Below are 24698 nucleotides of genomic sequence, written 5' to 3'. Positions count from 1 at the left end.
CGATGGCCAAGAGACCGAAGCTGCCCTGCGAGGATACCATGAAGGAGGCCATGACCGCCTACTACACCGAGGCCTTCACCTCAGACAGGCCCAAGGCCTGGGTCACCTCGGGAGCCCCGGTGGAGCTGCTGCTGGCGGCGGACGTCATCCCCATCTTTCCCGAGAACTACGGCGCCATGATCGGGGCGCAGCGCCTGGGAGGGGACCTCTGCTCCGCCGCCGGGGACCTGGGCTTCGACGACTGCGTCTGCTCCTACGCCCGCTGCACCATCGCCTCCACGGAACGCGGCGAGGGGCCGCTGGGGGCGCTGCCCGCCCCCGACCTCCTGCTCGCCTGCAACAACGGCTGCGGCACCATGTTCAAGTGGTACGAGGTGCTCAGCCGGCGCTTCGGCGTGCCCCTGCTCTTCTTCGACACCCCCTACTGCGACGGGGAGCCCACCCCGCGGGACAGGGAGTACCTGGTGCGCCAGCTGGAGCGCATCCTCGCGGAGCTGGGGGACATCCTGGGCCGGGAGGTGGACCGCGACCGCCTGTGGGAGACGCTGCGCCTCTCCAGCGACACCGCCAAGCTGTGGAGCGAGATCCAGGAGCTGCGCAAGGCCCGCCCCTGCCCCCTGAACTCGCCGGACATGTTCCTGCACATGGCGCTCATCGTCACCCTGCGGGGCACGGAGACCGCTTACAGATATTACCAGGAGATGCTGGCGCAGGTGCGGGAGCGGGTGGAGGCGGGCATCGGCGCGGTGGAGGACGAGCGCTACCGCCTGCTCTGGGACCACATCCCGCCCTGGTACGCCCTGCGCGACTTCTTCGGCTTCTGCGCGGAGCTGGGCGCCTGCTTCGCCGTGGACACCTACACCAACGTGTGGCAGGGCGAGTTCGACCCCGACCGTCCCCTGGAGAGCCTGGCGGAGTGTTACCAGAGGGTCATGCCCAACCTGCGCCTGCCCTGGCGGGCGGCCATGTACGTGGACTACATAAGGGACTACGCCATCGACGGCTTCGTCATCCACTCCAACCACTCCTGCAAGAGCTACTGCCTGGGGGAGTACGAGATCGCCCGGCGCGTCACCGCGGAGACGGGGGTGCGCGGGGTCATCCTGGAGGCGGACATGGTGGACCCCAAGTTCTACTCCGAATCGCAGGTCAAGCAGATGATGGCGGCTTTTCTCGAATCGCTGGACTGACGGCCATTGCCGATCGTCCGTTGACTTCAGCAGTGGTCCAGGCCGGCCTGCGGGGATCGGCTCGATGGGCCACCGGGCCGGCGGAGCGGTCTTTTCGGGCCATGCGACACGAGGAGGTAAGGTGATGGACTACGAGACTATCCTGTACGAGGTCGAGGGAGCGGTGGGGACCCTCACCCTCAACCGCCCCAGGTCGGTGAACGCGGTGAACCGGCAGATGATGGAGGAGCTGCTGGATTTCTGGGAACGGCGCCAGCAGGACTTCGACACCAGCGTGATCATCCTCGCGGGAGCGGGAGAGAAGGGCTTCTGTGCCGGCTTCGACCTCAAGGACGCCACCGAGGGCTATTCGGCCGAGGGCATGACCCCGGAGAACATCTACCGCAAGCAGGCGCGCTTCTCGGGCATCCTGAAGCTCATGCGCTCCTGCCCCCAGCCGGTCATCGCCGCCGTGCACGGCTACGCCATGGGCGCCGGTATGTCCTTCGCCATGGCCTCAGACATCCGCATCGCCAGCCGCGACGCCGTGTTCTGCGCCGCCTACATCAACATCGGCGTGGGCGGAGCGGACCTGGCCTCGAGCTACCTGCTCTGGCGCCTGGTGGGCTTCGGCAAGGCGGCGGAGATGTGCTACACCGGCGACCGCGTCCCCGCCGAGGAGGCCTGGCGCATCGGTCTCGCCAACCACCTCTGCGAGCGGGAGGAGCTCATGGAGAGGGCCAGGGCGGTGGCCCAGAACCTGGCCTACAAGAGCCCCTTCGCGCTGCACCTCACCAAGGAGGCGCTGAACGCGGGCCTCAACGCATCCTGCATGGACGAGGCCCTGATGATGGAGAACCGCAACCAGTCCTACATGCTCACCATGCAGCTCATGAAATACCTGGAACAGCAGGGCTCCGAGGACGCCTGAGCGGGAGCGCAAGACTTCCCTCTTCCGTAAAGGCGTCCCGACGGGCGAAAACGCCGTGCGCCTGTTCTCCTCGCCGCCCCGGGGATATCATGTAAGGAGACCGGCAAGGGGCGCAGCGGAAGCGCCTTCCAGAAAAGGAGGCCGATGCCATGGACTTGGTGGAGAAGCTCGATCATGTGGCCTTCGCGGTGAGGGACAAGCACCGGGCGGCGAACTACCTCACCAACGTGCTGGGGGCAAGGGAGGTCTTCGACATGGAGTGGGGCGGGTTCCGTTTCACCACCTTCCTCATGGGCTCGGGCAGCATGCTGGAGCTGGTGTATTCCGACGATCCCGGCAACTTCGTCAACCGCTTCATAGAGAAGCGCGGAGAGGGGATCCACCACCTCACCTTCAAGGTGCGCGACATCGAGGAGATGGTGGAGCACCTGCGCTGCCGCGGCCTCAATCCCTTCGACATCAACACCTCCAACGAGCTGTGGAAGGAGTGTTTCCTCCACCCCCGCGAGGGCCTGGGGACCCTCATCCAGTTCGCGGAGTTCCCCGAGGAGGAATGGGTAAAGATCTGGGAACAGTCCAGAAAATAACTACAATCCGGGGTGTGCTAGTTTACAGTTTCAAAAAGAGCCATGGGTTCTTTCCCCAGGCAGATGACCTCGCATCCTTGCTGGTCAGGGGCTTCGTCCCCCCATTGAAACCATCCAGGGCGACTGTGCCTCGCAAATAATTCCAGGTAGGGTCCGGGGCTGCATCGCTCGATGATGTCGTAAAGCTCGTCCGGCTTTCTGGAGTGCTCACGCTTTCTGCTGCGTATTATGTTTACCTGCGTTCTTCCGGGTTTCGCCGTTCTAAGGTTGCCGCGGACGCCGAAAAGCACGAGTTCCGTAACGTTACGGAAATAGAACCCTACTCCTCGTCCGTCTGGACCCCCATCCTTACGGATCTTGTACCATACCAGGTTGGTTTTATAGGTGAAGCCCCATCTCTTCATGACCTCGAGGCCTTCAAGTATCAACGCGTTCGGGACCCAGAGATAGAGATGGCTTTGGGGCGCGGCTATACGCGCTACCGGAAGTTCGATGATTTCCTGCAAAGACATGGTTGCATATCTCTTCAATCTCTTATGCTCTGGCGCCATCTTTCCAGTCCTGTTCATAAACTGCCATGGTGGATCGGCCAGGATGGTACCGAATCTGCGCTCTCCCAGGTCAAGCAGGTCACTAGAAGGACCACCGGCTCTTTTGCCGCTTTCCCGTTCCTCAATCCTCAACGTACAACCTCCTGGAGATCCCGAATACAAGCACGGGGCATCCGCCTCCCCCGCCACCCTCAATGCGTGGCAGCAATTTGCTCATGTGCGTCGTCGATGCTCCGTACGAAGACCCTTTTCCCAGTTCGTCGAAAACCTCTTGCAGTTCGTCGCATCTAGTAATAATTATACCGACGCTGATGACACGTAGCTCGAAGAGGAGCCGGAAGTTGTTCAAGTCCCGGTCGTAAAAGGGATCTTTGTTATTCCACTCGATCTCAATAGCTATCCTGTTCTTATAACAATCGACCTTGTGGGTCGGCGATTCCAGCTCGTTCTCATCTACAACCATCTTGGTATCAAAACCCCTCTCCACCCAACCTCTATCCTCGAACATGTCGTTGAATTTCTCCGATATGGGGGAGAGGCGGCCTCCCGGCCTCAAGATGTCGCTGCGCAGGAGTCGGAAGCTGGTGAGCACGTCCACGATGTCTTGCCACTCATTGGGGAAGTCCTGGCTCAGGATAGCACATGCGTGCTTCCATTCATGTATCTCGTAATGTGAGCGTATGAACTTCGGGAGCGATTCTACTGCCATTTCCTCCTCGTTCAGCTCCTTTTATGTAATTCTTCATCTTCACCCTCTGACGGGAACTTATGTTCATATATTACTTAGCCGTTCCGCTTCCGGTTCCTTGTGTGCGGGATAAATACCGTATCTTGCGGGAGACATATGACCCCGATGGGTTTATCAGCAGATGCGGGGGAAGTGCTCGCCCGAGGGCATGCGCAGCAGGCGGTGAGACCCCAGGGGGGTGAACATGGCGACCTCGCCGGCCCTCCCCTCCACCACCCTGCCGATGGCCGCCGCGTCCGCCCCCAGAGGATGGGAGCGCATGGCCTCCAGGACGGCCTCCGCATCGCCCTCCGGGACCGCCGCCACCAGTTTGCCCTCGTTGGCCAGGAGCAGGGGGTCCAGACCCAGCATCTCGCAGAAGGCTCGCACCCCTTCGCGCAGCGGGATGCTCTCCTCCACAAGCTCCACGGACACCCCCGAGGAGGCCGCCATCTCCTTGAGCACCGCCGCCAGGCCCCCGCGCGTGGCATCCCGCATGGCGTGGATCTCGCCCGCCTCCTGCATGGCCTCCACCAACCCGTTGAGGGGCGCGCAGTCCGACTCCACCTCTACCTCGAAGCCGAAACCCTCACGGCGGCTGAGCACCGCGGCCTCGTGGTCGCCCAGGAAGCCGTTGACCAGCAGGACGTCACCCGGACGCGCCCCGCGGATGGAGACCTCGCGCCCCGCGGGGATGACCCCGATGCCGGAAGTGTTCACGTAGATGAGGTCGGCGGCGCCCTTCTCCACCACCTTGGTGTCGCCGGCCACCACCGCCACCCCTGCCTCCCGCGCCCAGCGCGCGGCGGAGGAAAGCACCCGCTCGAGCGTCTCGAAGGGCAGGCCTTCCTCCAGGATGAGGCCCATGGTCAGGTAGAGGGGCCTGGCGCCCCGCATGGCGAGGTCGTTGACGGTTCCGCACACCGCCAGCTTGCCGATGTCCCCTCCGGGGAAGAAGATGGGCTTGACCACGAAGGAGTCGGTGGTGCAGGCGAGGCGCCCTCCGTCCGCCTTCCCGGGCAGGACGAGGGCGGCGGCGTCCTCGGCCTCCGCCAGCGACCCCTGGCCCAGGAGGGGGAATACGACTCTCTCCAGCAGTTCCTGCATGCGGGAACCGCCCCCGCCGTGGGCCAGGGTTATGACTTTATCGGACAAGATCTCCTCCCGTTCATCCTCCTCGTCGCCTGCCCGAATCTATTGCCATACATCATCTTAAGGCGAAAGGGTCGGTGGTTTTTTAACAGAACCCAACTCGCTCACAACGCGAGGTTGTTTTCGAGAGCGGGGTTCCACTCCACGCGGGGGTTCCCCCGCGTGGGCCACGGCGAGAGCCTCACCCGACATGCCCCTCTCCCTCCCGGAAGTCGTAGAGATAGTAGGAGGCGCAGGTCCCCTCGGTGGAGACCATGCAGGGGCCCACCGGGCTCTCCGGGGTGCAGGCGCGCGCGAAGAGGGGGCAGTCCGGGGGCCTGATCCTCCCGCAGAGGACGTCGCCGCAGCGGCATCCCCTGTCGCCCGCGGGCGCCGGCGACTCCACCTCCCAGGCGCCGGCGTCGTGGGGGCGGAATTCCTCCCGCAGTTGAAGGCCGCTCGCGGGGATGATCCCCAGCCCCCTCCACTCCGCGTCCGCGGGCTCGAAGACCTCCTCCATGACCGCCCGCGCCCGGGGGTTTCCTTCCTCCCTCACGGCACGGGTGTATTCGACGGCCACCGATGCCTTTCCCCCCCGCTTCATCTCCATGAGCATGCACAGGGCTCGGAGGATGTCCGCGGCCTCGAATCCCGCCACCACGCCGGGCACGCCGTACTCGTCGGCCAGGAAGGAGTAGGCCCGCGCGCCGAGCACCGCGCTCACGTGTCCCGGGAGGAGAAAGCCGTCTATGGCAAAGTCTTCCATTTCAAGCAGGGCGCGCAGGGCGGGCGGCACCAGCTTGTGCAGGCTGAGGACGAAGAAGTTCCCCACCCCGTCCCGCCTGGCGGTGAGGAGGGAAGCGGCCACCGCCGGGGCGGTGGTCTCGAAACCCACCCCTAGGAAGACCACCCTGCGTCCGGGGTCCTCCCTCGCCAGGCGCAGCGCCTCCAGGGGCGAATAGACCACTTTCACCGCCGCTCCCCGCGAGGCCGCCTCGGAGAGCGTCCCCTGGGGTCCCGGCACGCGCATCATGTCTCCGAAGGTGGCCAGGGTCACGCCCTCCAGGCCCGCCAGGGCGATGGCCCTGCCGATGTCCGCCTCCGAGGTGACGCACACCGGGCAGCCGGGCCCCGAGACCAGCTCCACGCGCCCCGCCAGCAGGGGGCGCAGGCCGGCGCGGGAGATGGCCATGGTGTGGGTGCCGCACACCTCCATGAAGGAGGCGCGGAAGCCGATTCTCCTTATCTCCTCGAGCTGCCCCCTGAGCAGCTCCGGCTCGCGGAACTCGTCGACGAATCTCATGCTCGTGACCTCATCTGCCCCCCGGAGTCGGGTCTCACACCTCGGAATACCGTGCACCTATCGGCACGGAGGGGATATCCCGGCGACATATTCAAGCGTAAAGACCCGGCCCCGTCTCGTCGAGGTGCGCGTACTCCTCCAGTATCTCCAGGGTCCTGCGCGCCTCCTCCGCATCCACCTTCTCGATGGCGAAACCGGCATGCACGAGGACGAAGTCCCCGATCTCCGCGTCGTCCACCAGCATAAGGCTGATCTGCTTGCGCACCCCGCCGATCTCCACCAGGGCGAGTCCGTCCTCCATGAGCTCGACGACCTCAGCGGGAACGGCCAGACACATCTCTTCCTCCGTGGCCTCGTCTATCCTTACGTCTTCGCCTCCCGGCGGCGAGCCGCCACCACCGCCTGTCCGAGGGAGATCCCACCGTCGTTACATGGTACCCGACGGTGGAGGTAACACGCCATGCCCATTGCCTCCAGGCCTGCGACCACCGCTCCCGCGAGGAGGGCGTTCTGGAAGACCCCCCCGCTGAGGACCACGCGTTCAGCCCCCGTCTCGCGCGCCAGCCCCGCGCATACCGCTGCCGCCGCCTCCGCGAGGGAGGCGTGGAAACGCCCCGCGATCTCGCCGGTCCCGACCCCCCTGCTGAGATCATCGAGGAGGGCGCGGAAGACAGGTCGCGTATCCAGCTTCCAGGGAAAGGAGGAGGTGTCGAGTTCCCAAGGATAGGGGTCCATGCCCCCCGCGGCCGCGGCCTCCAGCTCGCAGGCGGCCTGGCCCTCGTAAAAGGCCCGCTCCCTCAGCCCCGCCAGGGCGGCCGCGGCGTCGAACATCCTCCCCGCGCTGGAGGTGAGCGGGGTGTTGAGGCCGCTTTTCACCTGCGCCGCCAGCGCCGGCGCCGCCTCCGCCAGGTCCGGGAAAAGCCTGGAAAATATATCCACGGCCTCCTCCCCGTCCCCGCATACCTCCCACAGCACCCCGAAGGCCATGCGGAAGATGTCCTTCATGCAGGCGTCTCCCCCCGGCATGGGATAGGTCCGGAGGTGCGCCACGCGCTCGTATTCCGCGCCCTCGCAGAGGAGGAACTCGCCGCCCCACACCGTGCCGTCGGGACCGTAGCCGGTGCCGTCCCAGGAGACGCCGAGGACCCTGCCCTCCAGGTCGTTGTCGGCCATGCAGCTCGCCACGTGAGCGTGGTGGTGCTGTACCCCCTCCGCGGGCAGGCCGAACTCCCCCGCCAGGTGGGTGGTGAGGTAGTCGGGATGGAGGTCATGCGCCACCACCTCAGGACGGAGCGAAAAGAGGCGGCGCACGGCCTCCATGGCCTCCTCGTAGTGGCGCAGCGTCTCGCGGTCGTCCAGATCGCCCACGTGCTGGCCCACGAAGGCGTGCCTGCCGCGCAGGAAACAGAAGGTGTTCTTGAGCTCCGCTCCCAGCGCCAGCACCTGCGTCCCCCACTCCCGCGCCAGGATCACCGGGTAGGGGGCGTAGCCGCGCGCCCTCCGGATGGGGTACTCCCGCCCTCGTAGGGCCATGCACACCGAGTCGTCGTACCTCACCAGGATATCGCGGTCGTGGAGGAGGAAGCCGTCGGCGACGCCGCAAAGCCTATCCCTGGCTTCCTCGTTTTCCCTGGCTATGGGCTCCTCGCTCATGTTGCCGCTGGTCATCACCAGCGGTATCCCCGCCTCGCGCAGCAGCAGGTGGTGCAGGGGCGTGTAGGGAAGGAAGACCCCCTGGCGCCGCAGGCCCGCGGCCAACTCGCGGGAGAGGGGGGAATCCTCCCTCTCCTCGAGGAGCACGATGGGGCTCCGGGGCGAGGAGAGCATCTCCGCTTCCTCCGGGCTCACCCGGCAGTAACGCCTGGCCTCCTCCAGGTCACGCACCATCACCGCCAGGGGCTTGGCGTAGCGGCGTTTGCGCTCCCGCAGCCTGGAGACCGCCGCGTCGGAGGTGGCGTCGCAGGCGAGCTGGAATCCGCCCAGCCCCTTCACCGCCACGATCTTCCCCTCGTGCAGCAGCCTCGCCGCCTCCCTCACCGCATCGCCTTCCACCGCCTCGCCCGAGCCGTCCTCCAGCCAGAGCCGCGGCCCGCAGGCGGGGCAGGCGTTGGGCTGGGCGTGGAAGCGCCGGTCGGAGGGGTCGTGGTACTCCCGCTCGCATTCCTCGCACATGCGGAAGGAGGCCATGGTGGTGAGCGGCCGGTCGTAGGGGGTGTCGGCGATGATGGTGAAACGCGGCCCACAGTTGGTGCAGTTGATGAAGGGGTAGCGGTAGCGGCGATCGGCGGGGTCGAAGAGCTCGCGCAGGCAGTCCCCGCAGGTGGCCAGGTCGGGCGATACCAGGGTGACCCTGTCCCCCTCGACGCAGCTCTCCTCAATGCGGAAGTCCTCCGCCTCGAAGGGGGAGACCTCCTCGGCCTCGATCTCCTCGATGACCGCCGCCGGCGGCGCCTCTTCCTTCAGGGCACGCATGAACGACGCCAGGGCCTCCCTCCCGCCCGCGGCCCTGATGCGCGCCCCCTCCGGGGTGTTGATCACCCACCCCTCGAGCCCGCGCTCGCGCGCGATGCGGTAGACGAAGGGGCGGAAACCCACCCCCTGCACGATGCCCGTGACCTCGATCTCCACGAAAGCCCTGCTCGCCCCGTTCGCCTTCCCCAGCTCCTCAAGGACCAGGCGGCGCACGTGGGGAAGGGCGGCCTCCACCTCCGGGGAAAGCTCCGTCCCCACCTCCAGGCTCTTCACCTGCACGGCGATGACGGTCACCTCCTCCGGGCATTGCCCCAGCAGCTCGGCGGCCGCGATGAGCTCGTAGAGCCCGAAATCGTGCAGGGAGAGCGACGGCGCCCCGTGCTCTTGCCTCACCTCCCGCGGCGAGAAGCGGAACACCGCCCCCGGCTCCTCGCCGGCGTCGATGGCGTCGATGAAGATGGCCTTTCCGCGCCCCTCCAGGAAAGGCAGCAGGTCCGGCCCGTAGATCATCCCCTCCACCAGCTCCACGCCGTCGGGCAAGGAGCCGCGCAGGTACTCCAGGGCGCGCACCCCCACGCCGTCGTCGCCGTGCAGGGGATTGCCGATCCCGACCACCACGCAGCCGGCCGCGTCCTTGCTCTCCTCGTTCTCCATCTCCATCCCATCATAGATGATGGAGCGGCCCCCGCGGGACCGCTCCTCGCATATCGGATTTCCGTACTCGACCGCTGACCCGGTTCAGGCCTCCTTTTTCGCGGGCGCCGGCGCCGGCTCCGGCAGGACCGGGAGCTTGTTGAACAGCCCCACTCCCACCTCGCCGAACTTGGGCTGCGCGATGTAGCGGTCGATCACCAGGGTCCCGATGTTCCACATGAGGATGGCGATGGCCACCCCCTCGGGCCGGTAATGCAACAGTCGGATGAGGAACACCGTCAACCCTATTCCCACGGCATATATCCACTTTCCTCTCCTGGTCACCGGGCTGGTCACCCAGTCCGTGGCCATGAAGAAGGCTCCCAGGAACAGCCCACCCGCGAAGAGTTGGTAGAAGGGCTGTTTCCAGAAGACCAGGTTGAGCAGGAGGAAGCTGCCGATGATCCCCGTGGGGATGCGCCAGTCGATGGTGCCCCGCCATATCAGGTACAGGCCTCCCAGCAGGAGGAGCAGCACCGACACCTCGCCGATACACCCGCTCTTCAGCCCCAGGAACATGGAGCCCAGGGTGGGCCTTCCCGCGCTGTTGGTCCAGGTGGCGCCGATGGGAGTGGGCCCGGTGATCACCTCGACCCCCCAGCGCCCCGATTTCAGCAGCGACAAGGGAGTGGCCGCGGCGACCACGTCCACGGTGTTGCCCGCCAGGGTCTGGAAGGTGGTCACCCCCTTGCTGAAGCTGGTGGCGATGGGGGTGAAGAATCCGCTGTCCTTCCAGTAGAAGGGGCGCACGAACTTGGTGGTATAAATGCTCAGGGGGGTGATCCACAACAGCAGCCTGGCGGCGATGGCCGGGTTGACCACGTTCTTGCCCAGGCCGCCCATGAGTTCCTTGAACACCGCGATGGCGATGAAGGAGCCGATGGCCACCACCCACAGGGGCGTGGTGGGCGGCAGCAGGAAGACGAAGAGCACCGCCGTCACCATGGCGCTGTAATCCTTGAGGGTGATCTTGCGACCCATGATCTTGCGCATGACCACCTCGGCGACAGCGGCCGCGATGCAGCTCACGGCGAGGATGAGCACCACGTTGAACCCGAAGACCACCAGGGCCCACACCGCCGCGGGCGCGAGGGCGATGAGCACGTCCTTCATCGCCCGCGAGATGGTCTCGTCCTTCTTGTGCAGGTGAGGAGAGACGTTGGTCAGCAGTTCAGCCACTTACATCACCTCCTCCTATCTCTTCTTCAGGGCCGCGATATCGGCTTTGGCCTTGCGCACGTAGGACACGTGGGGGATGTAGGCGGGACAGGTGAAGGAGCAGCACCCGCACTCGAAGCAGTCCAGGGCGCCCCACATCTCGGCCCTGTCCCACTCCTCCCTTTTCACCGCCTGCACGATGAAGTTCGGCTGCAGGAACATGGGGCAGACGTCCACGCACTTGCCGCAGCGCACGCACTCGTGTTCCTCGCCCACGTCCACCATGTCCGCGGTGAAGAGCAGCACCCCCGAGGTGCCCTTCACCACGGGAGCCCCGGCGCCGGGCTGTGCCCAGCCCGTCATGGGGCCGCCCATGATGATCTTCGCCGTATCGCCCTTCACCCCGCCGCAGGCGTCGATGAGGGACTGGATGGGGGTGCCGATCCTCACCAGGAGGTTCCCCGGCTTCGTTATCCCGTCACCGCTCACCGTGACCACCCTCTCGTAGAGCGGTTTGCCCCAGGCCGCGGCCTCGTAGAGGGCGATGGCGGTGCCCACGTTCTGTACCAGGCATCCCACCTCGGACGGCAGCTTGCCCGGCGGGACCTTGCGCCCGGTGAGGGCGAAGATGAGCATCTTCTCCGCTCCCTCGGGGTACTTGACGTCCAGGATATCCACCTTGACGCCGTCCACGCCCGCCGCGGCCTTGCGCATCTCCTCCACCGCGTCCATCTTGTTGGCCTCGATGCCGATGACGCCGTCCTTCGCTCCCACGGCCTTCATGAGCAGCTTGAGCCCCGCCACGAGGTCGGAGGGGCGCTCCAGCATCAGGCGGTGGTCGCAGGTGAGGAAGGGCTCGCACTCGCAGGCGTTGATGATCACCGTGTCCACCGGCTTGTCCTTGGGGGGCGTCAGTTTGACATGGGTGGGGAAAGCGGCCCCTCCCATGCCCACCAGACCCGCCTCGCGGGCTATGGCCCTGATCTCCTCGTCGGAATAGGCGTCGAGGTCCTTGCCCGGCTGCCGGGAGAACTCCGGCTGCTCCGCATCGGGGGTGATGACCACGCACTTCACCCTGGCGCCCGTGAAACCGGCCACCTCCGCGATCTCCTTCACCGTCCCCGCCACCGAGGAATGGACGGGGGCGGAAACGAAGGCGTCGGTGGCGCCGATCCTCTGCCCCAGTTCGACGCGGTCTCCCGCCGACACCAGGGGCACGTTGGGCGCGCCTATGTGCTGCGAGAGGGGGATGTACACCTCCGCCGGCACCGGGCAGGGCTTGGTGGCCTCGTCCTTGGCCAGCTCCTTGTTGTAGGGCGGGTGGATGCCGCCGGCGAAGGTCTTGAATCCGGTCTTACCCGACATCCTCACACCCCCTCTCTCCTGGCCGCCGCCCTCAAGCGCGGGAACCTCTCGGACTTGGTCCAGCGGGCATAGAGATAGATGATGTTCGCCAGCAGCACGATCCACAGGAACACGTCATAGACCTTCCAGGTGTTGGCGATCCCGCCGAAGGCGTCGTTCAGCCACCTCATCCAGCTGTTGGGCAGCAGAACCGCGTAGGTGAGCAGGAAGTACCAGATGGCCAGGAGCGCGATCACCATCCGGTACCACCCCATGGGCTCGTTCCACCCTTTGGGCCTGCCCAGGGTGGCGTAATAGATATACACGCCCGCGGTCAAGGCCACGATCCAGATGGTGACCAGGTTGACGAACTGGGCGATGCTCATCTGCCAGGGGTACCTCCAACCCTCCAGGAAGGGGTGCAGGTTGTTGAAACCCACGTAGATGGAGATCGCCAGCGCGCTGAGGTATGTGGCATACATCACCTTCGCCGGGCCCGGGATGCGTATCCTCTCTTTCATCCGCATCCCCCTTTCCTAAACCACGCGGAAGCTCTTGACGCCGTTGTGCTCGGGGTGGATCACATGAATGGCGCAGGCCAGGCAGGGATCGAAGGACCTCACGCAGCGCACCACGTTGATGGGGTTCTCCGCGTCGGGCACCGGCAGTCCCAGCAGGGCAGTCTCGATGGGCCCGCGGTTGCCCTCTTTGTCGCGCGGGGCAGCGTTCCAGGTGGTGGGCACGATGGCCTGGTAGTTGTCGATCTTCTTGCCCTTGATGTGGATCCAGTGGCCCAGGGCGCCGCGCGGGCCTTCCACCAGGCCGCGTCCGTACGACTCGCCCGGGATGTCCTTTTTGTCGTAGATCGGTTCGCCCGGCTTGAGCTCGTCCAGCCATACGTCCATCTGGTCGGCGATGAGCTTGCACTCCAAGGCGCGCATGGCGTGGCGTGGCAGGATGCCGAACTTCCCTTCCGTGGCCAGCTCCATGACCTTGGCGTCCAGGCCGAGTGACTTGACGAGCGGCATGAGCTTCTGCTTGTCGGGAGATATCTTCCCGGAGAGCTCGAGGCCGGCCAGCACCAGCATGCGCGCCATGGGGCCCACTTCCATGGCCTTGCCGTCGTAGCGCGGCGCCTTGAGGAAGGAGTAGGCTCCCTCCTTGCCCACCTCGGGCTCGGTCTTGCCCTCCTTGGGGTGCAGGCCCTCGCACTCGTCCCTGTACCAGGAGTGCTTCACCGACTCGGTGATCTTGTTCTCGTCGAACTCCTTCACCGCCGCCACGTCATTGCCGGTGATGTATCCGCGCGGCAGGAACTTCACCGTGCCATTGGAGTCCTCGTCGAAGCCGCCGTAGGCCAGGTAATTCCCGCCCGAGTCCCCCGCGGTGAAGAAGATCTGGTAGGCGGGCACGCCGGCCACGGTGAGGATGTCCTGCACGTAGACGTTGTCGATCCAGAAGCGCAGCTCCGCCAGGCGGGCGCGGAAGGCGGCGATGTTGGATACCGTGGGCTGCACCGTCACCCCGCCGGGCACCGTGCCCACGAAGCTGGGCATGCGGCCGTAGAATATGGAGAGCATCTCCTGCGCCTTCTTGCGCATCTCCAGCGCTTCCACGTAGTGGCCGACGAGAACCGTGGCCAGCTCGGGGTCGCTCACGTAATCGTCCGACTCGTAACGCGGCAGGAAGGGATAGACGTCGTTCGCCTTCACCAGGCCCGCCACCTTGCCCTTGATGGCCTTCAGCGCCGCGTTGCTCCCGGAATAGTTGACCACCGCCGCCACGTCCACGTAGTCCAGGGCAGCCAGGTGGTAGAAATGCAGGATGTGGGACTGGATGAAGTTGGCGCCCAGGCAGAGGTTGCGGATGAGCCGGGCGTTGTCGGGCAGCTCCACTCCCAGCGCGTCGTCGAGATTGTAGGAGGCCGCGGTGCCGTGCACCAGGGGACAGACGCCGCAGATGCGCTCCGTGACCTGCTGGGCGTCGAAGGGGTGCTTGCCCTTGAGGAGCATCTCGATGCCCCTGAACATGGTGCCCGAGGACCAGGCGTCCTTTACCTTGCCGTCCTCTACCTCCACGTCGATGCGGAGGTGGCCTTCGATGCGCGTCACTGGGTCGATGCTGATGAGCTGCGCCATTTACTGCTCACCTCCCTCGGGTGCCTTCTTGCCCAACTGCTTGTACAGGTAATGCGCGCCGATTCCCGCCGCGGTGGCGCCGGCGGCCACCCAGCCCAGGGTCTCGGCGGTGGTGTTGATGCCCAGGAAGTTCACGTTGGGCAGGGGCTCGTACAGCGGCGAGAGGTCCTTGTAGAAGGTAGGCTCGGCGCAGCCGTGGCAGGGCGCGTTGGCCCCCACGCACCAGTTCACCCCCGAGTTCCAGCGGCGGGTGGGACAGTCCGCGTAGGTCACCGGGCCCTTGCACCCCATCTTGAAGAGGCAGAGCTTCATGTCGGGGTTGTTGTCGTTCCAGTCCTCCAGGAAGAGGCCGGCGTCGAAGGATGCCCTCCGCTCGCAGTTCTCGTGGATGAGCTTTCCGAAGAAAGCCTTGGGCCGGTTATGCTTGTCCAGCTCCGGCACCCTCTTGTTGATGAGGTAATCGAGGACCGTGCCGACGAACCAGTCCGGATGGGACGGGCAGCCGCCGATGTTAATAACCGGCTTGTCCTTGCTGATCTCCTTGACGATGTCCTGCACCGCCTTGGTCCCCGTGACCGAGGCGTTGGCGGCGGGTATGCCGCCGAAGGAGGCGCAGTTGCCCAGCGCGATGATCGCCGCCGCGCCGGGGACCAGCTCCTCCATCCACACGGTCATGGGCTTGTCCTTGCGGCGCTGATAACCGTTGAATGAAGCCGTCTCCTTCTCCAGGCCGAAGGTGCAGAACTCGCCGCCCTCGGCGGTGGGGACGGGCCCTTCGACCACCAGCACGTACTTGCCGGCCAGCTCCTTTGCGGTCTCCTCCAGCACCCCGAAGGCGAGGTCACCGGCGGCGGCCATGACCGTGGGATGATAGCGCACGGACAGCTTGTCCAGCACCAGCTCCGCAGCATTGGGGAAGTTGGTGTTGAGGAAAGATACCGAGCAGCCCGTGCAGTTCTGCCCCTGGATCCAGAGCACCGGCGGCTTGCCCGAGGTGAGCTCCTCGAGGGCTCGGGCGATCTCCGGGACCAGGGATTGGCTCAAGCCCAGCAAGGCCGCGGTGGCGCCCGCGTACTTGATGAACTGTCGCCGTGTCACTCCCTTTCCTTCCACGAATCTTTCACCTCCTGTCAGACCGGTACCTTCATGGTAAGAGGGATTGCGATCGGGATATATGGAAGAAGCGCCCGGAAGAGATGGGCCGACCTAGGAAAGTGGGGTTGATTAGATCGCGCGGTGTACGGACCGCCGCCCACCTCGTTCCGAGCGCTGGTTTCCCGCTCTCGCCTGCTTTCGCCAGGGGCTCACGCCGCCTCATATTACGCTTCGTGCGCAACGTTTACTTCCTTACATCGAATATAATTATATGATATAAATGTATTAATGATAATGATAAAATATTTTATATACAAGCCACTTATCGTTCCCGAGCGTACCTGCCGATCCGCATGCCGCTTCGGCCGCGTTCACCCATTCCCCTACACCTTTTCTCTCCCTCTCTCCGTTTTCCCATCCCCATCACGTTGCCCGGAGGAGCCGCCTCGATCCCGCGAGCGGGCGATTCACCATCCACTTCCCGCAACCGAATCCAATCGCTCGCCTTTATCTATGTACAAGTATTAGTATTTAAGAGCTTCTTATTGTGTGTTTCCCGCTGATCTGTGCGCTCTCGCTCTTAACGGGGCGCATCGAGCGGAGGGTTCAAAAACCCTCGGGGAGCGCAGACCGCATGGAGGCTGGCCTTGGTCTCGATCCCGCGCGCTCTATACGCTTTCCCGGTTTAAAAATACTTATATTATGCCCTCTTTGTTTGTCAAGGAGCCGCGCCGCGCCCGGATCTCGTCCCGCGATCCGGCTTTACGGCCCTAGCGGGGGGCGGTGCCATCAGCCCGCGGCCTCGCCCCCACTCCTTACCGCCCGCGCCACGCTCGTCGCTGACCCGCGCTCCTCTCACCAGCTCGCGTAGCCCGTCGAGCAGGTTCCCTCGATCTTGGAATCCCAGTACACGGCCCGTTCCGCCACCACGGGGGCGGAGGAACGGATGAGGATGGAGGCGTCGTAGGTCTCGCCGATCTCCGCGCCCACATTGACGGAGGCCCTCTTGCCCGCCTCCAGCGTCATGGGTTCCTCCTCTATGGCCCCTTCCAGGGTCTGGTAGGTGATATGGATGGTGGCATCGGAGGGGCCGGGGTTCTGCAGCAGCACCCAGGTCTCGAAACCGCCCGCGGTGGCGCCCTCGGCCAGGAAGGCCTTGAACCTCGCGCGTTCCACGCCGTGGGCGTCGTGACCGCCGCTCTTGTCGTTCCAGTACAGGGCGCGCTCGGCGATGACGCCGCCTCCCTCGGACGTCACCATGGTGGAGACATCGTAGTCGGTGACGAAAGCGTTGATGTTGAAGGAGTGGCGCGACCTCGCCGCTATGACATAGTCCTGTAGCTCGGGTGGGGCCACGGGGCCGGAGCCGGTCATGAAGGCCAGGTCCACCCTGACCTCGTTGTCGTTGGGGTTCTGCACCAGCACCCAGGTCTCGAAACCGCCCGCGGTGGCGCCCTCGGCCAGGTACCACCGGCTGGCGGGCGAGGTCACTCCCATTTCGCAGTGGCCGCCCCTCCTATTGTTCCAGTACACGGCCCGCTCGGCCACGATGGGATGATCCGATTTCACCATGGTGGAGACGTCCCACCTGTCCGCCACCCCGTCGGTGGCTATGTTGACGGTGCGGCGCGACATGGCCGGCACGAGCACGGGGCTGCCCTTCACCTCTCCCGTATCCGTCAGGTAGGTGAGGTTCACGGTGGCGTCTTCGCTTCCCGGGTTCTGCAACAGCACCCAGGTCTCGAAGCCGCCAGCGGTGCATCCCTCGGCCAGGTACCAGCGCTCCTCCGGCGCATTCACGCCGGAGGCGCAGTGCCCGCCCGTTTTACCGCTCCAATACATTGCGCGCTCGGCCACGATGGAGTCGCCGTGATAGCCCTCGACGCGGGCGGAGAAGTTCTTGCCCTCGCCGATCACCGCGGCCACGTTGATGGTGTGCCGGGTACGCGCCGGGACCGTAAGGGTCTGCTGCTGCGGGGCTTCGCCCTCGATATGGTAATCCACGATGACCTTACTCTCCCAGGAGTTGGGGTTGGCGATGGACAGCCAGGCCTCGAAGCCGAAACCGGTGCATCCCTCGGCGAAAAACCACTCGCTGGGCACGTTGCCGGCGTCGATATCCCCCCAGAAGATGGCGCGGTCGGTGGGGATCTGCGTGGGATCGGGAGCCGGGTCGTCGTTTGCCTCGTCGCCGTCGTCGACCTGCACCGTACGCACCCACTTCAGCCATTTGCTGGTGTTGGTGTCGTCGGGATCGAACTGCGGCTTGATCATCTGGATGGGCCCGTCGCCATCGGGCTCGGGTCCCAGGTCCTCCCCGTTCCTGTTCCAGGCCAGCATGAACTTGAGGTCGCCGTCGGGTCCGTAGGTGTCCCGAATCTGGTCCAGGGTCCACCGGTCCTTGAACCCCCAGCCGTCGGCGGCGAGCAGCTCCACCTGGGTGGCGACATCCCCCAGCCCGACGACCTGGTCGAGGAGGCAGTCCATGTGGATGCCGGCGCAAGCGTCCACGCCGGTCTCGGCGGCCTTGTTCTTCCAGGGGTAATCCGCGGTGACGGGGGCGATTGACTTAAGCTGGTCCACGGTGAGGGTCTTGCGGTTGAGGATGTTGCCGTAGACCACGATCTCGCTCGGAGGTATGGCGGCGGGGTCGATGGACGGTATTCCCGGAGGCACCGGCTGCACCTCGATGGCCCGCACGCGCTGCACCGCCTTGTTCCAGTTGGCATCTCCCGTGCCGGCGGGCGAATAAGCGACGTTGCGCGGGTCCGGCCCTTCCACCTTCTGGGGCATGACCAGCCGGAAAGGCCCCTCGGATTCATCCAGGACCTGGTCGGTGGGGAGCGGCGCCACCCAGGGTGCCCCGGTGGCATCGGGGGCGTGGGGGTTGTCCGCGCTCGGCTTTCCCTTCTGCCATGCCAGGATGGTGTCCAACCCCCTGGGGTTGCCGTTCTGCCTCATCTGGTCCAGGGTCAGGGTGACGGCGTAGCCGTCGTCGGCGATGACCTTGATGCCGGTGGTGTCCGGCTTGAGGCCCACCTCCTGCTCCAGCAGGTAGGAGAGGCTCACGCCCTTCCAATCCTGCTCGAAATAAGTATAGGGATCGGAGTTTTTCTGGCAGGTGTAATGGCCGCCCGCCAGCCCCTCGCTGATGGAGACGATGTCGCCCCCGCCGTCAAGGGTCTGGACATGCTTCTTCATCGCTTTCAGTTCCGCTTCGGTGAAGACGCGGTAATTTGGCGATGCACCGGATACCGCGTCGGCCTGAAAGCCCACGTCTTCCCGCGCCGGCGAAGAAGCCGCGACCACGGGCGCGGCCAAGGCCAGGCACAGAAGGGCTCCAAGCATGACGATAAGGTGTTTTCGCATGTCTCCTCCTCCCTTCGCGAATCAACTTTCGCGACTGCCTTTTGCTCCATGCAATAAGAAGCCGCCCTTTCCGCGCAGGAAAGGACGGCTCGCGAAAAAAAGGGGGGCGTCCCCCATGCGGAAAGGACGCCACGCTCGCATCGCATAGCCGGTTTTCCTTTCCAAACACGGGAGGCGGGACCGTTTCCAATCCCACCCTATCGGCAGCCCTCCATAGCTCGCGCCTTAGGAGCAGGCTGCTCGGAAAACCAATCAATTTGTACTATGGGCTACCTCCGCTGTCAACCGGCAACATCCGCCAATCCTTGGGGGTCAGCCCCCAACGATCAACGAGATAGACGAGATGGCCGGCCGTTTCCCGCGACCCCCTCTCATCTTCCCGGTTTTCCCCCGATCACCAACATGTCGCCGCCAGGGCAAGACGCCTACGGAGACGTGAAAGCACCACCCTTCGCGCACCGTCCGCCGCCCGCCGCGTCCCGGGCCGAGTATGCCGCCCGCGTCGTCCTCAAGGCCGCCTTGCGAGCGTTCTCCTCCCGCGCGAAAAGCCGCGCAGGGGAGCAGGCCGGCCCGGCAAGGCCGATGGGGCGACAGGGCGGGCCGGGCATTTTCCCCGCCGCGCGGAGCATGCGTTCGTCCCGTGCGTCCGCACGAGGCCGCCCGCATCATCTCCGCCGGCGCGCGGGTTATCCGTTAAGGCCGTCGGGATGCCGCGAACTTGACACGCGAAGCGAGGCTCATGCTATCTTGAAGCGGTATCGCTCTCCGAGCCTGCCGGCCTAAAGCGCAAGCCATGGCCGGAGGCCGATAGGGTTCGCCGGGAAACCGGCGGGCCTCCCGTGCTTGGAAAGGAGGGTGCATGGGCCGGAAACGGTGGTGGCCGTTCATCTTCGCGTCCCTGCTCATGGCGATATCCCTGACGCTCTTCCTCGTTTACGGCTTCGGGGGAAAGGAGTACCTCGTGGTCGGCTACGACGAGGTCCTCTCCATGCCCTCCACGCGGGCTACCTATCACAGCATCAACAACTGGCAGACGGTCGAAGACACCGAGTTCGAAGGCGTCGCTCTCCACCTCTTTCTCGAGCGGTGCGGGATAACGGCGGAAGGAGCGGAGGTCAGGCTGATCGCCCCGGATGGCTACTTCTGGCCGGCGGTGGGTTCGGTGCTGACCCTGGCCGACCTCAAGCGCCGCAACGCGCAGGGCCTCCTTCCCCTGCTGGCCTGGGAGATGAACGGCGAGAGGCTGCAGCCGGAGCCCGACGGCAACGGGCCCCTGCGGCTGGTGATGCCGCAATACGAAGATGGGGAGATAAACAAGCCGTCGTGGGTCTCCAACCTCAGGCTGATAGAGATCGGTCCCGTGGACGAGGGGAGCGAACGTCCCGACCCAAAGCAGGTGCCCCTGGACGAGCTGTGGGTCTACGGCGATGTCCCGTCCACCCGCCCGTTTTCGCCCATCCTGCCCCTGTCTTTCCTCATCCCCGCATTGCTGCTGCTGGGCGCCTCGACCGCCTCCTACGCGGGTAGGAAGGAGAGAGGAAAGGGCATGCCGCGGGCCGCCGCGGTCGCGCTCGCGGTCATGCTGGCTTCCTCCCTTGCCGCCGGCGTGCAGGCCTGGAATGATTGTCACGCGGCCACGGGCGGCGGTTTCGTCTTCACCATGTCCGAAATCGCTTCCATGCCCTCCTTCTCCGGCCATTACACCTTCCTCAAGTCGCAGGAGCCGTTCACCTACTACGAGGCGGATTACCGCGGCGTGCCCCTCACCTACCTCCTGGACGAAAAGCTGCGCGTCGCCGCCGGGGCCACGGGCGTGGAGGTCATGGCCCGTGACGGATACACCGTCTCGCTCAGCCTCTCCCAGGCAAGAAGCTGCTATCCCGGAGGCCTGCGTACGATCATCGCCTACGAGAAGAACGGGAAAACCCTGCAGGGAGAGGAAGGCAGCCTGCGGCTGATCGTCCCCCAAGCCTCCCCCGGGAACAGGGAGCAGGGAGGAGACGCCAACACCCCGCTCTGCGCCAGGATGGTCTACGCGGTGGGGGTGTTGCCCCTGCCGGCCGGAGAGCAGCCCCCGGCCGCGAGCGCGGTCCCCGAGGGCTCCCTCGCGGTCTACGGCGCGGTGAGCGCGCCAGCGCCTCCGCCGGCTCCCGCGCCGCAGCCGGCGCCGTCCCCGCAACCGGCTCCGGAAACGCCCCCGCAGCCGGCCCTGGAAACGTCCCCGCAGCCGGTCCCCGGCGGCGGCCCGCAATCGGGAGATGCGGCGCCCGGCGAGCATATCTCTCCGCCGGCCACGGCCCTCGCCTTCATCGCCGAAGGGGGCATGACCTCGCTGGTGCTATGGTTGGCGTGGGCGCCCATGTCCTCCTGGCCGCTAGGGGTGATGATCATCCCCCTGATCCGACACCTCGGCGTGGAGGAATGAGCCGCATGCGCAGGCATCCCTGCATCCCGGCGGCATTGCTGATCACGGCGTTTACCCTCGCCTTTCTCTATGGATGCGGCGGAAGCCGGAACGACTCCCCCATGCTCCTGGAGAGCGAGAGACGCCTGGAGGGCATGTACGAGGAATGCAGGACCATCGAGATACACGACCCCCTGGGGGAAAGGCCGGATATCGACACCGATGAGATCAGGGGATACAAGAACGTCGACGTGGAGACGGTGCTCGTGCGCTCCAACGGCATGGAGAAGCCGGGGGTGTGGACGGGGGCCCGCCTCGGGGACGTCCTCCGGGGCCAGGGCGTGGAGGAACCGTTCGTCGAGGTGAGGATGGAGGCCTGGGACGGCTACGTGGCCAGGGTTAGCTATGAGATGGCCATGCGTCCGGACACCATCCTGGCCTGGGCGGAGAACGGCGCGCCCATCCCCAGGGAACAGGGGCCGGTGCGCCTGGTGGTCGGGAGCGAGGACGGATTCTACTGGATCCACCGCATCGTGAGCATGGAGATCGTGAGGTGACGAACCCGCCACGAACATGCGCGCGGCCGCGCCGCGGGCCATGGAGCGAGCCCGCCGCCCGCGAGGCCAGGAGGCCGGCCGAGAGGCGTCCTCGCCGCCACGCGGCGGGCCGCGACGGTCATGGAGGCCGCGGGTGGATGAAGAAGGTAGCCTGGATCCTGGTGGCCGCCCTGCTGGCGGCGGCGATCTCGCCGTGGGCCGGCGGCTGCGCGCCCCCCTCCATCCCCGATGAGGAGAGAAGCGAACTCATCCTCGCCACCACCACCAGCGTCCTCGATTCGGGGCTGCTCGACGCGCTGATCGAGAGCTTCGAGGAGGAATACCCCTACCGGGTGAAGGCGGTGGCCGTGGGAAGCGGCGCCGCGCTGCTCATGGCGCGGCAGGGAGAGGCCGACGTCACCATCACCCACGAGCCGAGGGCGGAGGCCGAGTTCATGCAGGCAGGTTTGGGGGAGAGCCGCCGCGAGGTGATGTACAACGACTTCATCATCGCGGGGCCCGCGGACGACCCCGCGGGCGTCAGGGGGATGTCGGACGCGGCGGAGGCCTTCGCCCGCATCAGCGTCTCCGGCGCCACTTTCCTGTCACGCGGCGACGCCTCGGGGACCCACGCCATGGAGCTGAGCGTATTGGAGAGGGCGGGCATCCAGCCCTCCGGGGACTGGTACCGCGAGAGCGGCCAGGGGATGGGGTACACCCTGAGGCTGGCCGACCAGGAGGGCGCCTACACCCTCGCCGACCGGGCGACCTTCATCGTCCTCGACCAGGCTCTCGACCTCGAGGTCATGGTCGAGGGGGATGCGGGGCTGAAGAACGTGTACTCGGTGATCGTCACCAACCCGGCCGTCTTCCCGGATACCAACGTGGAGGGAGCGCGCGATCTCGCCGCCTTCCTCTTCCAGGAAGAGACCCGGAAGCTGATCCGGGGTTTCGGCCTCGACCGCTACGGTCGCCATCTCTTCTACCTTTTCGAGTGAGGTCGGCGCGGGCTACTCCCGGGGAGGAGCGAAGCCCTTCCCTTCGCGCCACGCCTTGAAACGCCCGCTTTCCACCGCATCCACTTTCGCGCGCCTCATACGGCGGCCTCCGGCTCCAACCGCATGTTTTTGATCCTGCCGAGACAAGAATAATGAATGGGGTAACCTGTTTTTCCGTCCAGGAGGTGTAACCATGAAGATCAGCGCGAGGAACGTCCTCAAGGGAACGGTGAAGGCGGTCACGCCGGGCACGGTGAACACGGAGGTGCGGGTGGAGCTCGCCGGAGGGGACGAGATCTTCTCCGTCATCACCAAGACCTCCGCCGAGAGCCTGGGCCTGGCCGAGGGCGAGCAGGTCTATGTGATCATCAAGGCGACCAACGTGATGATCGGGGTGGAGTGAGGGGCCGGGCGCCGAGGCTTTCCGGCTGACCTGGAGGCGGCCGAAGCGCGCCTGTAGCCAGGAGCCGTCCTAGAGGGGACGGAACTGGTGCAGGGGCACGCCGTCGGGGGAGGTCCAGGTATCGAAGGCGACCCTCATGCCGATGCGGAGTTCCTCCAGGGCGGCGTCGATACGGGTGAAAACGTTTCCTATATCTTCCAACTCAACGATGCCCAGCACGTCCGGCCGGCGGCAGCGTATGGCGTCCCTCTGCTGGGTGAAGGCGACGAGCGTGCCCTCGCGCGGCAGGTCCACCCATTCCATCTCCTCCCCCAGGCAGGTTGAGCATACCACGCGCGGGGGATAGTGGGTCACTCCGCAGGCGCGGCAGCGGGTGGTCTTGAACTCGCCCTTCTCCAGGCGGGAGAAGAACTCCTCTGCCGCCCTGTCCTGCATGTACGGCCTGGTGTCCATATCACGCGCCTTTCCGGTCGAGGACGGCCACGATGGAGCCGTTGATGAATCCCTGCTCGGTGTGGACCAGCCCTACCTCAGCACCCGGCCTCTGGCGCTCTCCCGCCTCCCCCCGCAGCTGGCGCGTCACCTCGATGAACTCCAGCAGGGGGGTGACATAGGCGGGGTGGCCGAGGGAGAGCCTGCCCCCGCTGGGGTTGATGAGCACCTCGCCCCCGTGGGTGGTGCGCCCCTCCTTCACCGCCGCCGGCGCCTCGCCGGGGGAGAAGAACCCCAGCTCCTCGTACATCATTGGCTCCATGCCCGCGAAGGCGCCGTAGACCTCGGCCACGTCGATATCCGCTATGCCGTATCCGCTCTCCTCCAGGGCGCCGCGCGCCGCCCTCCCTACGCAGGGGAACCTGGATATCTCGCCCCGGTAGGGCACGAAGCTGGTGGGGTCGTGCGCCTCGCGCATGCCCGCTATGCGCACCGCCCTGGGGTTCCCCCGCGCCAGCTCCTCGCTCACCAGGAGCACCGCCGCCGCGCCGTCGTGCATCTCCGAGCACTCCAGACGGCGGATGGGGGGCGACACGAAGCTGCTCTCCATGACCTCATCCAGGGTGAGGGGCTCTTTGTAGGCGGCCTGGGGGTGCTTCAGGGCGTGCTCTCGCAGGAGCACCGCCACGCGCGCGATGTCCTCGGGAGACACGGAGTGCAGGTGCATGTAACGCTGCACGGCCATGGCATAGAAGGGCAGGGGGCTGATGACCCCGAAAGCGGCCTGGTATGAATCGTAAAGGGAATTGGCGGCTTTGATGAGGTGGAAGTGCCCCAGGATGTCCTCTTTTATCCTGCCCGGCGGCGTCTCCCTCTGGGAGGCGAAGACCAGGCAAGAGTCTATGCTTCCCTGCCTGATGCGGTCCCTGGCGATATGCACGGCCACGGAGCTGGAGTTCCCGCCGCTGTCTATCTCCAGCATAAGGCCGCATCGCATCCCCAGGTAATCCGCCATGCGCTGGGTGATCATCTTGCGCGCGGGGGCCATGTATCCGTGGGGGGTCGAGATCAGGCCCTTCACCTGCGCGGGCAGCAGGCCGGCGTCCCGCAGCGCCCCGGCGCACACCTCCGCCCCCAGCTCGTGAGGGTCGCGTTCGTGCCAGCCGATGTCGGTCATGGCCACCCCGGCGATGTACGCCTCGCGCACCGTTTCCCAGCCTCCCTCCAGGGGAATGATAGAACACGGGACCGAGAGCA

The 24698-nt window shown here is 65.7% G+C and carries 21 protein-coding genes and 2 riboswitches; of the genes, 7 read left to right on the top strand and 14 right to left on the bottom strand.

The genetic code is table 11. The features are described from left to right. Nucleotides 1-2: 2 nt before the first annotated feature. The 3 genes from H5T74_08630 (at nt 3) to H5T74_08620 (ending at nt 2687) form a co-directional block, all read left to right on the top strand. Nucleotides 3-1190 carry a 2-hydroxyacyl-CoA dehydratase gene (locus tag H5T74_08630; protein MBC7230438.1) on the top strand — a complete coding sequence of 396 codons (1188 nt, stop codon included), beginning with the start codon at nt 3-5 and terminating at the stop codon, nt 1188-1190. 124 nt (nt 1191-1314) lie between these two features. Continuing rightward, nucleotides 1315-2100, top strand: a complete 786-nt coding sequence (locus H5T74_08625) for an enoyl-CoA hydratase/isomerase family protein (protein MBC7230437.1) — start codon at nt 1315-1317, stop codon at nt 2098-2100. A 149-nt stretch (nt 2101-2249) separates the two neighbouring features. Next, nucleotides 2250-2687 (top strand): VOC family protein, encoded by a 438-nt coding sequence (locus H5T74_08620; GenBank protein MBC7230436.1) that lies wholly within the window; start codon nt 2250-2252, stop codon nt 2685-2687. 17 nt (nt 2688-2704) lie between these two features. Here the strand turns inward: H5T74_08620 and H5T74_08615 are convergent, their stop codons facing one another. The 12 genes from H5T74_08615 to H5T74_08560 form a co-directional block, all read right to left on the bottom strand. Then, complete coding sequence (locus H5T74_08615) at nt 2705-3364, bottom strand: S-adenosylmethionine-binding protein (GenBank protein ID MBC7230435.1); 660 nt, start codon at nt 3362-3364, stop codon at nt 2705-2707. After that, complete coding sequence (locus H5T74_08610; GenBank protein ID MBC7230434.1) at nt 3360-3947, bottom strand: restriction endonuclease; 588 nt, start codon at nt 3945-3947, stop codon at nt 3360-3362. The genes H5T74_08615 and H5T74_08610 overlap by 5 nt, the downstream gene beginning before the upstream one ends. A 153-nt stretch (nt 3948-4100) precedes the next feature. Then, nucleotides 4101-5072 (bottom strand): hydrogenase expression/formation protein HypE, encoded by a 972-nt coding sequence (hypE, locus tag H5T74_08605; GenBank protein MBC7230433.1) that lies wholly within the window; start codon nt 5070-5072, stop codon nt 4101-4103. Between the two features lie 226 nt (nt 5073-5298). After that, nucleotides 5299-6399, bottom strand: a complete 1101-nt coding sequence (hypD, locus tag H5T74_08600) for a hydrogenase formation protein HypD (protein MBC7230432.1) — start codon at nt 6397-6399, stop codon at nt 5299-5301. Nucleotides 6400-6490: 91 nt separating this feature from the next. Then, a complete protein-coding gene (locus H5T74_08595; GenBank protein MBC7230431.1) occupies nt 6491-6736 on the bottom strand; it encodes a HypC/HybG/HupF family hydrogenase formation chaperone in 246 nt (81 codons plus the stop codon). 26 nt (nt 6737-6762) lie between these two features. After that, nucleotides 6763-9525, bottom strand: coding sequence for a carbamoyltransferase HypF (hypF, locus tag H5T74_08590; GenBank protein ID MBC7230430.1), 2763 nt, complete (start codon nt 9523-9525; stop codon nt 6763-6765). A gap of 84 nt (nt 9526-9609) precedes the next feature. After that, nucleotides 9610-10743, bottom strand: a complete 1134-nt coding sequence (locus H5T74_08585; protein MBC7230429.1) for an RnfABCDGE type electron transport complex subunit D — start codon at nt 10741-10743, stop codon at nt 9610-9612. A 15-nt stretch (nt 10744-10758) separates the two neighbouring features. Beyond that, nucleotides 10759-12087, bottom strand: a complete 1329-nt coding sequence (gene rsxC, locus H5T74_08580; protein MBC7230428.1) for an electron transport complex subunit RsxC — start codon at nt 12085-12087, stop codon at nt 10759-10761. 2 nt (nt 12088-12089) lie between these two features. Next, nucleotides 12090-12587 (bottom strand): hypothetical protein, encoded by a 498-nt coding sequence (locus H5T74_08575; GenBank protein ID MBC7230427.1) that lies wholly within the window; start codon nt 12585-12587, stop codon nt 12090-12092. A 15-nt stretch (nt 12588-12602) separates the two neighbouring features. Continuing rightward, nucleotides 12603-14204 carry a nickel-dependent hydrogenase large subunit gene (locus tag H5T74_08570; protein MBC7230426.1) on the bottom strand — a complete coding sequence of 534 codons (1602 nt, stop codon included), beginning with the start codon at nt 14202-14204 and terminating at the stop codon, nt 12603-12605. After that, the gene (locus H5T74_08565) at nt 14205-15317 is read right to left on the bottom strand and encodes a hydrogenase small subunit (protein MBC7230425.1); all 1113 of its coding nucleotides are present in this window, start codon (nt 15315-15317) and stop codon (nt 14205-14207) included. Nucleotides 15318-16154: 837 nt separating this feature from the next. Next, nucleotides 16155-18668 (bottom strand): hypothetical protein, encoded by a 2514-nt coding sequence (locus tag H5T74_08560; GenBank protein MBC7230424.1) that lies wholly within the window; start codon nt 18666-18668, stop codon nt 16155-16157. A 138-nt stretch (nt 18669-18806) separates the two neighbouring features. After that, a riboswitch (molybdenum cofactor riboswitch) is annotated at nt 18807-18926 on the bottom strand. Between the two features lie 493 nt (nt 18927-19419). Then, a riboswitch (molybdenum cofactor riboswitch) is annotated at nt 19420-19538 on the top strand. Here H5T74_08560 and H5T74_08555 point away from each other — a divergent pair. The 4 genes from H5T74_08555 to H5T74_08540 all read left to right on the top strand — a co-directional run bounded on the left by H5T74_08555 (nt 19528) and on the right by H5T74_08540 (nt 23009). Beyond that, entirely contained in the window at nt 19528-21093 is a 1566-nt protein-coding gene (locus H5T74_08555) for a molybdopterin-dependent oxidoreductase (GenBank protein ID MBC7230423.1), read from the top strand. It overlaps the preceding riboswitch by 11 nt. A gap of 5 nt (nt 21094-21098) precedes the next feature. Next, nucleotides 21099-21629, top strand: a complete 531-nt coding sequence (locus H5T74_08550) for a molybdopterin-dependent oxidoreductase (protein ID MBC7230422.1) — start codon at nt 21099-21101, stop codon at nt 21627-21629. Between the two features lie 137 nt (nt 21630-21766). Then, nucleotides 21767-22606 carry a substrate-binding domain-containing protein gene (locus H5T74_08545; GenBank protein MBC7230421.1) on the top strand — a complete coding sequence of 280 codons (840 nt, stop codon included), beginning with the start codon at nt 21767-21769 and terminating at the stop codon, nt 22604-22606. 193 nt (nt 22607-22799) lie between these two features. Next, the gene (locus H5T74_08540; protein MBC7230420.1) at nt 22800-23009 is read left to right on the top strand and encodes a TOBE domain-containing protein; all 210 of its coding nucleotides are present in this window, start codon (nt 22800-22802) and stop codon (nt 23007-23009) included. Between the two features lie 69 nt (nt 23010-23078). Here the strand turns inward: H5T74_08540 and H5T74_08535 are convergent, their stop codons facing one another. Further along, nucleotides 23079-23462, bottom strand: a complete 384-nt coding sequence (locus H5T74_08535) for an OB-fold domain-containing protein (protein ID MBC7230419.1) — start codon at nt 23460-23462, stop codon at nt 23079-23081. 1 nt (nt 23463) lies between these two features. Next, nucleotides 23464-24648 (bottom strand): thiolase family protein, encoded by a 1185-nt coding sequence (locus H5T74_08530; protein ID MBC7230418.1) that lies wholly within the window; start codon nt 24646-24648, stop codon nt 23464-23466. Between the last annotated feature and the right edge of the window lie 50 nt (nt 24649-24698).

Source organism: Actinomycetota bacterium, assembly GCA_014360645.1.
Classification (GTDB): domain Bacteria; phylum Actinomycetota; class Geothermincolia; order Geothermincolales; family RBG-13-55-18; genus Solincola_B.
This window is presented reverse-complemented; position numbering and strand designations above follow the sequence as displayed.